Here is an 11,881-nt window from a genome sequence, read left to right as displayed (position 1 = left end):
AGGTGCCAATTAGATGAAGATTATTTATCGCTATATATTGAGCGAATTGATTCAGCCTTTTCTCTTTGGTGTATTTGCGTTTACTAGTATATTTATCGGGTCAGATGTCTTGAGAAGGTTGGCAGGATTGATGATGGATTATGGTGCTTCGTTGTGGACTGTAATTCAATTATTCTTCTTAAGTCTGCCTCAAATTATCATCTTTACCTTTCCGATGTCGATGTTATTGGCCACCTTATTGGCCTTTGGTCGTCTATCCGGTGATAGTGAGATTACAGCTTTAAGGGCAGGTGGAATCAGCTTTACTAAATTGATCATTCCAGTCTTAATAGTGGCTTTTTTAGTCAGTGGTCTGACTGTCTTGTTAAGTGATACTTTAGTGCCATTTAGTATTCAAGTCTATGAAGATTTAGTTTGGGAGATTAGACAAGGAGAGCAGCGGCCAACGACTCAAGAGAATTTACGGATTTCACCGGTTGATTCTGATACGGGAAGGCTTGATTTTGTCTTAGTAGCCGATAAGTTTGATGGGGCAACCCAGACATTAGAAGGGGTCAGTTGGCAGGACTTTGAGGATGGAGAGTTGGTGACGATTATTCAGGCTAAAAAAGCTGTCTGGCTAGAGGAGCAGTGGCAGTTTATTGATGGTAAGATCTATCAGATTGAAGATGATGGTCGAGTTCCTCAGACCGAGTTTGAGCGGTTGAATATGCAAGATAAGATCACTAGAGATCCTGGTGATGTCTCACGAAGTGGCACCGATCCTGATGAGATGACGCTAGCTGAACTGCGGGAGCATATCGGTCAGATGGAGGAAGAAGGACGAGATGTCAGTGAATTGTTGATTACTTATCATCAACGGTATGCAGTTCCCTTTGCCTCCTTTATCTTTGCGATTGTAGGAGCACCGCTAGGATTGAAGCCTAACCGTTCTGGTTCATCAATCGGATTGGGTTTGAGTATTATTGTCGTCTTTATTTATTATGTACTGATGACGGTCGGTTCAGCTTTAGGGCAAGCTGGAACAGTTGCTCCGTGGTTAGGGGCTTGGTTGCAGAATATTGTTTTCGCGGGAGTTGGGATTTGGCTTTTAGCTAAAAAGCATTAATTTTACGTTATAATATGAAAAATGCTTCTTGATTTAAAAGATTTTTTCTGAGTTTCTAGGACTCACCTGCGAGCAAATAAGAGCAAGCTAATTTTAAAGTGGAAAATTAGCTAATTCATACTCTTATTTGTTCTCGATTCGTCAAGAAACTAAACGAAAAAATCTTAAGATTACTGCGAAACATTTTTCATATTTTTAAGATGTTTATAAGTATATTGTATTGCACAAGAGATTGAAAGATGAACAAATCTAGGTGTCATTACGAGACATTCCTCATAATTGAATAGATTTTGATTTTAAGTTCTTGACTTTAATGTTTTCATGTCTTTAACTGTACACTGTCAACTGTTAACTGTAAACTGATATTAAGGGGGTGCCAATATGTATGGAATCAGATTAGTCATAGTCCTAGTAATCATGGGTGGGGCGATAGCTTATGTTGGTGATAAGATTGGGATGAAGGTTGGTAAGAAGCGATTATCCCTGCTAGGTCTAAGACCTAAGCATACGTCAATCATTATTACAATTTTGACTGGAGTACTGATCACAGTCAGTTCTTTGGTTCTACTATTGGTTGCCTCAGAAAATGTACGGTTGGCTTTATTTGATATGCAACAGCTAGTGGAGCGAATCGATCTACTTGATCAGCAGGTGACTACTAAGGATGATGAGTTAGCCGAACTGCAAGCTGAAATCGGGGTTAAGATCGATGATCTTTTGACTTTAGAAGAGGATAAAGCTCTTCTAGAGGATGATAAGTTGGAGTTAGAAGAGCAGTTGAGTTCAACTAAAGAAGAGTATCAACAAGTTAGAGCAAGTAAGGAGGAGCTAGGGACTAAAGTCGATCAGCTTGCTGTCCAACGGGAAGATCTGACCCAGCAGGTCGATAATTTGGCCCATAATCTAAGCCTCTTTGGGCAAAAATACCTTCATTCTTTAACTGGAGATATTGCTTACCAGAAGGGTGAAGTGATCTTGGATAGCTCACTTGAGGTTGATCTAAAAGAGACAGAGATTGAAAAAGACCTACTTGCTGCTCTTGAAACTGCTAAGGGATCATTAGAAGAAGGGCCAAACTTGGAAAATGTTAAATATAAGCAGCATGACTTTGAAGAGGTAGTCGAGCTGTTAACTGAACGAGAAGGTAGGAATGTTGTTCGTTTGGTAGCTGCTCAAAATACATTCAAGGATGAAGATCTATTACTGGAATTTGAGTTGTATCAGGATTATCAAGTTTATGAAACTGAGCAGCTTATCTTTGATTATCAGTTGGCCCAAGTTGATGATCTGACTGATTTGGAAGCAGAGTTGAACCAATTCTTAGTCGAGTTAAATCAAAAAGTAGTTCGTGATGGAGTCTTACCTAATGATAAAGGAGAAATCGGAAGTCTTAGTCTGATTCATCTTTATCCAGTCTTAGAAGAATTATTGACAGAAGATGTAGAAAGAATTAAGTTGACTGCTACTGAAGATATTTGGCGCAGTGACCAATTGGTCGATAATATAGAATTAAAGGTTGAAAGGTGATTGAGATGATACTAGCTATTGATCCAGGTCGTGGTAAATGTGGAATTGCGGTAGTTGATTCTGATTTGGCGGTTGCCTATCAAAAGGTAATCTCTACAGAAGATGTTGTTGAAGAGATTAGTAAATTAATGGATAGTTATCAAATAGAGCAGGTTGTTCTAGGAAATGGAACAGCAAGTCAGTTGATTGAAGAGCAGGTTGCTGAAATGATTGAGTACAGTCTAGTTGATGAGACAAATTCGACTTTAGAAGCACGTGATCTATATTGGACTAAAAACCCTCCTTCAGGCTGGAGAAAGTTCCTTCCTCTCTCCTTACAGACCCCTCCTGAGCCGGTAGATGATTATGTGGCGATTATTTTGGCCCGGAGGTACTTTAGCTGTCGGTGATTTTACTCTTCATATATTTTAAGATTAACTTGTCCAATTCCTGGCTTAATTTGAGCCTTTCTTGACTAGATGATGTTCTATTCAATTTTTGCCTCAACCTTTCAATGTTTTCCTTCATGAGTTAATCACTCCATATTTTTCTACTATATTAATATTATAACACCAAAATACTGTTTTTGTAAAACAATTGTATTAGTACAATTGAGAAAAAAGAACAAATTAATCCCTAACATAAGTTGTTCAAGCTGGTTGATTATGTTATAATAGGTATTAAGTCTAAGTTTGAGTTTGAGTCTAAGTAAGAGCTAACTATTTTTTAAATATTAAATGAACTTTAGATTTTTTGATCTTAACTATTCATTATTAGTTATTAACTATTAACTGCTTTTAAAGTTTGGGGGGATTTGATGGCTGTGACAAGACAGATGATTATTTTTGAGTTGAATCAAGAGGAATTTGGGATTGATATCAACAATGTCAATGAAATTATTCGGCCGGAAGAGATTCGTCCGGTACCACAGAGTTCAGATTTTATTGCTGGGATTATTAACCTACGCGGAGAAATCATAATTATTGTTGATTTAAGAAAGAAGTTTGGCTTACAAGCTGAAGTTAATTCTGATACAAGGATTATAGTAGCAGAGTTGGCTGAGACAAAGGTAGGATTTATTGTTGATGATGCTTCCGAAGTCTTGCGAGTTGAAGGAGATGAGATTGCTCCACCTCCTAAGCAGATTGAAGGAATTCAGGCTGATTTATTGCAGGGGGTTGTTAAGCGAGATGAGCGATTGATCATCTTGTTGGATTTTGCAGGTCTGTTGAGCAAGCAGGAAGTAGAGGAGATTCAGCAGGTGGGCCAAGAAGTTGATTAAGTTTGAGGTTAAGTTTAAGTTTGAGTAAAAATAAAGAGTCAAGGTTAAATAGAATAAAATTTGATACTCTATTTACAATTTTGAATTAATATGATATTTTTGGAAAATTACAAACTGGTAATCATTCAAAATTCTAATGGTAATAAATACATATTATTGATTATAATTTTTGCTAACTAACTTAAATCTTCTATGAATGTCTTAAATATGTTAATTAAGATTTAATTTAGATTTTTTCAAAAAAGTTTCATATTTAAGCAGGAGATTGTAGTTTTGTATAGAAAGTAGTTATTGTAGCTGAGAGATATTTAACAAGCGGTGGAAAGGAGGTGAAACCCCGTAAACCGGTAAGCTTGATATATAAGCTTATTCAGTTTAATTTTATAAAAAAATTAAATACAATTTTACCAAGATAAAATTGTTAAGGGGGATTATAATGAAAAAGATTTCAATTTTGTTAGCGTTAGCGTTAGTTTTAGCTATGGCTGTACCAGCTATGGCAGTAGACATTGCAGGTGAGGTTGAGTTTGAAAGAGAGTATGAGGATAATGATGATGATAGTTGGGTAAATAATACAACTAGTATTGAGTTAGATTTCACAGCTAATCCAGCTGATAATGTAACAGCTTTTGTAGGATTAGAAGCAGAAAATGAGGACACATGGGTAGACGAAGCATGGATCAATGTTGATCTAGTAGAATTACCAGGAGCTGCTCTAAAAGCAGGTTATGGTTGGACAATAGCTGCACCACAAGATTTACTATATGATACTGATGTACATGGAGCAGAGTTCTCTTATGCAGTAGAAAATGTTGCTGTTTCTTTTGCTAGTGACTTAGACAATGATGATTCTCAGAAGTTTGTTGAAGCTAGTGTAAGTGATCTTGTATTTGGAGAGGTTACTTCTACAGCTACTTTGAACTTTGTTGATAATGTACATGCTGGAGATATAGCAGACTTTACAGAAAGTGATATTGAAGGTATTAAGGATGCTTATGAGGTAGATCTTAATGATCTAGATGAAAATGGATTCAGTATTGCAGTGGATAATAGCCATGAAATGGCTGACTTCTATGTAACATTTGCTGATTTTGAAGAAAGTGCTTTTCAATTAGGAGCAGAGACTGATGTATTGGCTCCAGGTTTAACTGTTGGATTTGACTATGGTCAAATGGATGAAGGGTATCTAGGTGAAGCTGACTTGTTTGAAGGTGGTTTAGATTTAGATAGTGACGATGTTATAGCTGGAGACTTTGGATTCCTTGATGATGATGAAACAGTTATCGCATTCAATGCTGCGTATGATGTTGCTCCAAGCTTAGTAGCTAGCTTCGAGTATGCTATGCATGATGCTGACGATGATGAAGTGGATGTCTTAACTCTAGGTGCTGAGTATGACTTAGCTGAAAATACTACGTTAGAGTTTGAGTTTGAAAATAGAGATGGTGAACTTGCTGGTGATGATGTAGATGAAGATACTATCACTACAACTCTAACTACTAACTTCTAATTACAACCTAATTAGAAATAAAAACCTCCAGGGCCAACGGCTCTGGAGGTTTTTTACTTTTATCAGCTATGTGTCGTGAGTCATGAGGCATGAGCTGAGAGCTAAAACCAAAAATCTGCCCAGCATTAAAAGGAATTAATTACCTTGGTAAAGAATAGTCAAGACATAAGATAGTATAGATCAGGGGGCTGATTATGAAGAAAAATATTTTTTTCTTAGTATTTTTGATTATTGTATTGTTCTCTTTACCAGGGGAAGCAGCAGAAAATAGATTTCGTTTCGGTGTTGGATATGCTAGCTTAAATGATGAGATATTGCGTAGTCAAGAAAGCAATCAAGCTAGCTGGATTGCTGGCGAGAAGGAGTTAGGAGCAATTCGTTTCCTAGCAGAAACAAGGCTAGGCAGTTATTATCTTAAAGGTAAGGGAATAGTAGGCGATTACGATCAATCCCAAGGAACTGGTGATTCTGATTATTTAGCAGTTGGAGCTGAGATATATCGTCCCTTTAGTTTAGGTCGGCTTGATTTAGCACTAGGAGCTGGCCTTGATTATCGGGAACGAAAGAGGCAAGAGGCTATAATCGATGATCTTGCAGAATTGACAGCTATCAGTCTACCGCTGAGTGTCAAAGCAGCTCTTGATTTATCTCAACAGCTTGGGGTGAGTTTGAGACTTTCTCATGCACCTATCGGTCAGTACCAACTAGAATATACAGATTTTTCGGAAGGGGAGTACGAAGGAAATCTAATTGATGTCGCAATTGATCTGGGTTTGCAGTATCAACTGCGAGAGTGGCTTGGAGTCAAGGCCAGTTATTTGATTAAGAATGAACTTTACTTTACAGAGGATAGTGGAGTAAGGAACAGAGAATTTATAACTGTTGTAGATGGATTTTCGCTAGGAGCTGAGCTTGATTTTTAGTAGTTGGAATTATTAGTCATTATAATTGACTAATAGCTCTTTTTTATGGTTAAGCAAGAATTATTTACTTAAAGGAAACAGCGGGAAAGCATTGAATACTTAATATTTAATATTGAATAACTGAAGAGCAAAAAAATCAATGATTGATCTAGAGCAATCGCTTAATAATAAATTGCAAATATCTACTAAAAGGATTTTAGAAGGAAACGTCAAATAAATAATAATGCAAGAGCAAAAACTTCAAAAACAAAAGTTCTGAGTTGTTTTTTCTAGTCACTAATCACAAGTTACTAGTTACCACTAACTACCAAGAGGATTTTAGAAGGAAGCGTCAAATTAATAAATATAGCAAGCGTAAAATTTCAAAACAAAGATTATGAATTTGTTTTGGTCTTTCTAGTCACTAATCACAAATCACTAGTTACCAATAACTACTAACAGGATTTTAGCAGGATGTGTTTAATACTTATATTAGAGCATAAGAAAATTGATTTTGAGTTCAAGTCTGAGTTTGAGTCTAAAATTTGAATTCAGTCTTGAGCTTAAAATAAGACAAGAGCAGACTACATATATTTTTTTACCTGTAATGTCGAATTTTGTCGAAAAATAACGAAATGAACAGAGTTCATTTCAGGTTAAGTCTGAGTTTAAGTCTAAGTAAGATCTAAACCTTTATGGTTTTGATGGTTGGCTTAAACTAAAACTTAGCCTCAAACTTAAATTAGTTAGTTACTGAAATTAATATAAATTGTAGCTTTTCATGATTGGTAATTAGTCCTACGAGTTCTTTGAACTCTTCGTGATGGAAAAATTCAATTAGGAATTTTTCTAGTCACTAATCACTAGTCACCAGTCACTAATATAGTGTTCAAGTATCTTGATCCTAGCTTTGATCCTGGTCGAGAAAGGAGGTGTCCCCCAGAGAGACCGTAAAGCAGGATAAAAAGATACTTAGAACAGGTATTTTAGCTGGACAAGGCATAGTTACAGGGAGTAGGAAAGATTGAGGAAACAAGGCAACTCAAACTGGAAGCTCCTCTAGATTATGTACGTTATAGCTAGAATACCTAGATAAATCAAATCAATTAAACTTAAAAATCTAGGGGGAACTAAGAAATGAAAAAGACAATAACAGCATTATTAACATTAGCAATGCTAGTAACATTAACTGTACCAGCACTTGCTAATCCGTTCGCAGACGTAGAAGGACATCACTGGGCATATGACGCATTGAATCAAGTAGCAGAGACAGGAATTATTGAAGGATATGAAGATGGAACTTATCGAGGTGAAGAAGAATTAACTCGATACCAAGTTGCAGTTTTGACAGCTAGAATGTTAGACGAAGTTGAAGCTGATAACAATGAGTTAGAAGCAGAAGTTGTAGAGGCAATCAATCAATTGGCTACTGAGTTTGACCAAGAGTTAGCTGCAATTGATAGCCGATTAACTGATGTAGAAGTAGTAACTATCTCTGGTGAGACTGGAGTAGAGTATACAAATGTTAAGACTGATGGAGATGCAGTTGAAAATCCATTTGAGGATGAAGATGACTGGGATGATATTGATGCAGAAGATTTCTTCAAGCAGTATGCAGACTTTAATGTAAATGTTGAGAAGGATGGTGTGACTGCTGATCTTGACTTAGCAGTAGTTGGAAATTACTTTGGTGAATTTACAGCTGAAGATGAAGCTACTAATGCTTTTGAATTAGACAGCATTTCTGGTGAAATTGCAACTGAAGATTTTGTAGCGACTGTTGGTGAAGATCAAGATTTAGACTGGAAGGATTACTTGTATGACGATGAAGAGAATATTCACGGTATCATCTTTAAAGCAAATGATTCTACTGTTGCAGTAGGACAAGATGAAGTAGGAGAAGATGATGAAGCAAGAAATGTTAGAGATATTGCTTTAAGACAAGATAACTTATTTGATTTACCATTGAATGTATTTGCAGGTATTGAAGATGATGATACAGAAGGAAGAACTACAGTTGCAGGGTTAGATACTGCATTCAACTTAGTAGGTGTTGACTTTACTGGTGAGGTTGCTACTAATGATTCTAAATTAGATAGCAAGTTAGCTAGAGTAGGTGCTGAACAAGACTTAGGAATGTTCACAGTTGAAGGTAACTATAAGTATACTAATGACTTTGAAGGAATTCAAGCTGATGATGACTTTGAAGCAAATGAGCAAGGGTATGACATTGGATTATTTACTGACTTAGATAAGTTTGAGTTAGGAGCTGTTTACGAAGATTATGATGTAGAAGGTCAAGATACTATCTTGACTGCTGAGGTTACTGATGAGAATCCATATACTCTATATGGTGTAGATGTATTCGGTAACTATGAGTATGGATTAGATTCTGAAGAGGAAGTAAGATATGTTGAAGCTAACAAAGATTTCAATGATATCTCTTTAGCTGCAATCTATGACTATGATAATACTGAAGACTTAGCTGATACAGTAATGAGTGTAGCTTATGCACCGGAGTTTGAATTTGCTAATACTAGTATTGCACCATATGCTGAATTAGCAAGTATTTATGACAATATCGATAATGAACGACACTTAAACACTGAAGCTGGTGTAGATGCAGCTTATGAAGCAAATGATAGAGTAACTTTAACTGGAAGTTATGCTTGGGCTGACAAAGAAGCTCGAGTTGATGGTTTATTAGGTGAGAAGGTAACTTCTCAATTAGGAGCAGATTATAGAGTAAGTGATGATGCTACTGCATCAATCAATTACGAAACTATTGACTTCACAGGTGCTGTAGATACTGATAGCTTTGATGCACAAAGCATTACTGGTGAAGTAAGTGTTAACTTTTAATTGAATCTTGATAGATTAAAGTCCTTGGATTTTTTCCAAGGGCTTTTTTCTTACTATAGTCATCCAACTTTAAACTGGAAGAAATATTAACGATAAGTTAGATGGCAGTGACTAGTAATTAGTGACTAGTAAAAAGACTCAAATTTTATTCTAGAGTTGCATAGCTATAAATAATTATTGGATTTTAAGATGAAGTTTAATTACAATTCTGTGTCACCTTAAGTAATCATTCTTCTAAAACAAGGGTAACCCTACAAGTCCTTTCGGACTCTTTGTAAAACTCACAGAGGGCGAACACATGGGTTCGCCCCTACAAGGTATATTATTTTACAAATTAAAATTTCCACCAAAAATCAAATCAGCTTCAATTTAGAGTTAGACATTTATATTGATTATATAAAAGTAGGGGTCGACCCATGTGTCGACCCCAGTATAAAGGAGCCTAAAGGCCTAAAGAGCATAATCTGAGCCCTTAATGGAAAGATAAGGCTTAGGGGGTTAGGTTATGAAAAAAGCAAATGAATTTCAAAGAAAAAGGTTGAGGTTAGAGGAATATGATTACTCTCAAAATGGATATTATTTTGTAACGTTATGTACAAAAAATAAAGAATCTTTATTTGGAGAAATAATTAATAATGAATCTAGTTTGAATGAAGCAGGGCAAATGATTGAAAAATGGTGGATTAAATTAGAAGATAAATTTAATCTAAGGTTAGATAAATATATTATAATGCCTAACCACTTTCATGGAATTATTCAACTGAAAACTAACTCATGTGCTGATTCAATTTCAGAAGAAGATGATATTTGTATAGAAAAAGCAGGTAGACACCCTGGTCTACCTCTACCTAGTTTATCTAAAATAATGCAGTGGTTTAAAACAATGACAACAAATGAATATATTCGTAAAGTACGAGAAGATGATTGGCAACCGTTTAACAAGAAGTTATGGCAACGTTCATTTTATGATCGAGTTATTAGAAGTGAAGATGAGCTGAATCAAACGCGAAAATATATTATTAACAACCCAAGAAAGTGGGAATTAAAGTAGGAGATGATTGTGGAAATGTAGAAATTTCTAACTAGGAGGTCGATGAGAGTGAAGAAATTAGCAATAACATGTTTAATAGTCATGCTCTTAATGTTGCAGATGCCACTGGCGTTAGCAGCGACTGATACATTAGAAGTAGCTGAGTCTGAGCTGATCCAATTAGCCGGCCAACAGAAATTTGAGACGTTAACTGAGATGATAGAAAAGTTGGTCTATCTCAATCTAGCAGAGGAGATTGAGGAGGAAGAGGAAGTTAAGGTGATTGACTTTGGCTATATTGAAGATGATCAGTTGAAGATTTATTATCAATTGAATTAAATTATTTTAAAGCACTGTTGACCTTTTGGGTTGGCAGTGCTTTTTAATTTCGAAGATTATTTAATGGTATGATATAATTACTGCTAAAGTTAGACAAGGGGGAATAGTAAGATGGAACAGGATAAAGCAGTAGTTCTAACAGCGAAGTTGGCCCAGACAATTGTTGATCAGACTATAGAGATTGTAGGAGAAAATATAAACATTATGAATCAAGATGGAGTTATTATTGGGAGTGGTAATTCAGCTAGAGTAGGAACACTTCATGAAGGGGCCAAATTTGTAATTGAGAAGCAAGAGGTATTTGAAATCTATGAAGAGGATGAAGAAAGGTTAAAAGGGGTTAAACCTGGAGTTAATTGGCCGATCTATTTTGATGATCAGATTATAGGAGTGGTAGGAGTTACTGGAGCTCCTCAAGATGTTGAAAAATATGCTGGTCTAGTCAAGATGACAGCAGAGTTGATGTTACAACAGAATTTTTATCTGAAAAGATTACAGTTTAAAGAACAAGCTGAAGAAGAATTTATCAAGAAGTTGTTGGATAAAAAGGTCGATTTGACAGATCAAATTTTGAAGAATAGAGCAGAATCTATGGGTTATCGGTTAGATGGGGAATATATAATATTGCTTTTAGAGTTGAGCAATCTGTGGGAAGGTTTATTGAAGAATCTACAACAGAATATAGATACTAAATTGCAGAAGATTAAACAGGAGATACAAGATAAGGTTCAAACCTTCTATGATCAGTCAGAAAAGGTTAAAGTAGCTCACTGGGAAGGGGAACAGTTTGTGATCTTAAGGATTGAGATGATTGATGGTCAAAGAAGTAGATTTTCTGAGCAAGAAGCTGAGAGGTTGGTGGAGTATTTAAGTAGTACTACCGATTTTAGGTGCAAAATTGGGGTTGGTGATGACAAGAAAGGGTTGGATTCAGTTAGAGAATCCTTTGAGGAGGCCTTAACTGCTTTAGAGTTAGGGAAGAAATTTTATAATAAAGAAGAGGTTTATTATTATGATGATCTATTGATTGAAGATTTAGCTAGTAGTCTATCTATTGATTTAAGATCTAAGTTGACTAGTGATCTTCCCTTGGCAGAGCCACTAGCAGAGACTTTGCAAGTTTATTTTGCTAATGATTTAAATGTCAGTCAGACAGCAAATCAGCTCTTTTTACACCGTAATTCTATTCTATATAGGCTGAATCAGATTAAGGAGCAGACAGGGCTTGATCCTAAAAAGTTTACAGATCTTATTAAGCTGAAGTTAGGCCTACTATGTGATGAACTTGAAAAAGAGGGTTAATTTGTGCAAGTGCCTAAAAATAATGGTTTTTTAGCCGATT

The 11,881-nt window shown here is 35.8% G+C and carries 11 protein-coding genes; 10 read left to right on the top strand and 1 reads right to left on the bottom strand.

Annotated features, from left to right (window positions below; all coding sequences use genetic code 11):
* The first annotated feature begins 13 nt into the window (after window positions 1-13).
* From MWH28_RS03055 to MWH28_RS03045, 3 genes are all read left to right on the top strand, one after another.
* A complete protein-coding gene (locus tag MWH28_RS03055; RefSeq protein ID WP_248617805.1) occupies window positions 14-1,108 on the top strand; it encodes an LptF/LptG family permease in 1,095 nt (364 codons plus the stop codon).
* Between the two features lie 381 nt (window positions 1,109-1,489).
* Window positions 1,490-2,635, top strand: a complete 1,146-nt coding sequence (locus MWH28_RS03050; RefSeq protein WP_248617804.1) for a DUF3084 domain-containing protein — start codon at window positions 1,490-1,492, stop codon at window positions 2,633-2,635.
* A 5-nt stretch (window positions 2,636-2,640) separates the two neighbouring features.
* Complete coding sequence (locus MWH28_RS03045; protein ID WP_248617902.1) at window positions 2,641-3,024, top strand: pre-16S rRNA-processing nuclease YqgF; 384 nt, start codon at window positions 2,641-2,643, stop codon at window positions 3,022-3,024.
* Here the strand turns inward: MWH28_RS03045 and MWH28_RS13055 are convergent.
* Window positions 3,011-3,142, bottom strand: a complete 132-nt coding sequence (locus MWH28_RS13055; protein WP_428323569.1) for an aspartyl-phosphate phosphatase Spo0E family protein — start codon at window positions 3,140-3,142, stop codon at window positions 3,011-3,013. The two genes, MWH28_RS03045 and MWH28_RS13055, sit on opposite strands and share 14 nt — an antisense overlap.
* 289 nt (window positions 3,143-3,431) lie before the next feature.
* On the opposite strand from MWH28_RS13055, the gene MWH28_RS03040 reads away from it, so the two are divergent.
* The 7 genes from MWH28_RS03040 (at window position 3,432) to MWH28_RS03010 (ending at window position 11,841) form a co-directional block, all read left to right on the top strand.
* The gene (locus MWH28_RS03040; protein WP_248617803.1) at window positions 3,432-3,896 is read left to right on the top strand and encodes a chemotaxis protein CheW; all 465 of its coding nucleotides are present in this window, start codon (window positions 3,432-3,434) and stop codon (window positions 3,894-3,896) included.
* A 436-nt stretch (window positions 3,897-4,332) separates the two neighbouring features.
* Window positions 4,333-5,406: a hypothetical protein gene (locus MWH28_RS03035; RefSeq protein ID WP_248617802.1), complete on the top strand. Its 1,074-nt coding sequence runs from the start codon at window positions 4,333-4,335 to the stop codon at window positions 5,404-5,406.
* 194 nt (window positions 5,407-5,600) lie between these two features.
* Entirely contained in the window at window positions 5,601-6,329 is a 729-nt protein-coding gene (locus MWH28_RS03030; RefSeq protein WP_248617801.1) for a DUF4856 domain-containing protein, read from the top strand.
* 1,116 nt (window positions 6,330-7,445) lie between these two features.
* On the top strand, window positions 7,446-9,170 hold the full coding sequence (locus MWH28_RS03025) for an S-layer homology domain-containing protein (protein ID WP_248617800.1): 1,725 nt from the start codon (window positions 7,446-7,448) through the stop codon (window positions 9,168-9,170).
* Window positions 9,171-9,675: 505 nt separating this feature from the next.
* Window positions 9,676-10,221 carry a transposase gene (locus MWH28_RS03020; protein WP_248617799.1) on the top strand — a complete coding sequence of 182 codons (546 nt, stop codon included), beginning with the start codon at window positions 9,676-9,678 and terminating at the stop codon, window positions 10,219-10,221.
* Between the two features lie 48 nt (window positions 10,222-10,269).
* The gene (locus tag MWH28_RS03015) at window positions 10,270-10,539 is read left to right on the top strand and encodes a hypothetical protein (RefSeq protein ID WP_248617798.1); all 270 of its coding nucleotides are present in this window, start codon (window positions 10,270-10,272) and stop codon (window positions 10,537-10,539) included.
* A gap of 111 nt (window positions 10,540-10,650) precedes the next feature.
* Window positions 10,651-11,841: a CdaR family transcriptional regulator gene (locus tag MWH28_RS03010; protein ID WP_248617797.1), complete on the top strand. Its 1,191-nt coding sequence runs from the start codon at window positions 10,651-10,653 to the stop codon at window positions 11,839-11,841.
* The last annotated feature ends 40 nt before the right edge of the window (window positions 11,842-11,881 follow it).

It is taken from the genome of Natroniella sulfidigena (genome assembly GCF_023223645.1).
Classification (GTDB): Bacteria; Bacillota; Halanaerobiia; order Halobacteroidales; family Halobacteroidaceae; genus Natroniella; species Natroniella sulfidigena.
This window is presented reverse-complemented; position numbering and strand designations above follow the sequence as displayed.

Excerpts from the sequence above, each read along its gene's own strand:
- MWH28_RS03040 (WP_248617803.1), top strand. The coding sequence starts at position 3,432 with ATGGCTGTGACAAGACAGATGATTATTTTTGAGTTGAATCAAGAGGAA.
- MWH28_RS03030 (WP_248617801.1), top strand. The coding sequence starts at position 5,601 with ATGAAGAAAAATATTTTTTTCTTAGTATTTTTGATTATTGTATTGTTC.
- MWH28_RS03035 (WP_248617802.1), top strand. The coding sequence starts at position 4,333 with ATGAAAAAGATTTCAATTTTGTTAGCGTTAGCGTTAGTTTTAGCTATG.
- MWH28_RS03010 (WP_248617797.1), top strand. The coding sequence starts at position 10,651 with ATGGAACAGGATAAAGCAGTAGTTCTAACAGCGAAGTTGGCCCAGACA.
- MWH28_RS03020 (WP_248617799.1), top strand. The coding sequence starts at position 9,676 with ATGAAAAAAGCAAATGAATTTCAAAGAAAAAGGTTGAGGTTAGAGGAA.
- MWH28_RS03025 (WP_248617800.1), top strand. The coding sequence starts at position 7,446 with ATGAAAAAGACAATAACAGCATTATTAACATTAGCAATGCTAGTAACA.
- MWH28_RS13055 (WP_428323569.1), bottom strand. The coding sequence starts at position 3,142 with ATGAAGGAAAACATTGAAAGGTTGAGGCAAAAATTGAATAGAACATCA.
- MWH28_RS03045 (WP_248617902.1), top strand. The coding sequence starts at position 2,641 with ATGATACTAGCTATTGATCCAGGTCGTGGTAAATGTGGAATTGCGGTA.
- MWH28_RS03055 (WP_248617805.1), top strand. The coding sequence starts at position 14 with ATGAAGATTATTTATCGCTATATATTGAGCGAATTGATTCAGCCTTTT.
- MWH28_RS03050 (WP_248617804.1), top strand. The coding sequence starts at position 1,490 with ATGTATGGAATCAGATTAGTCATAGTCCTAGTAATCATGGGTGGGGCG.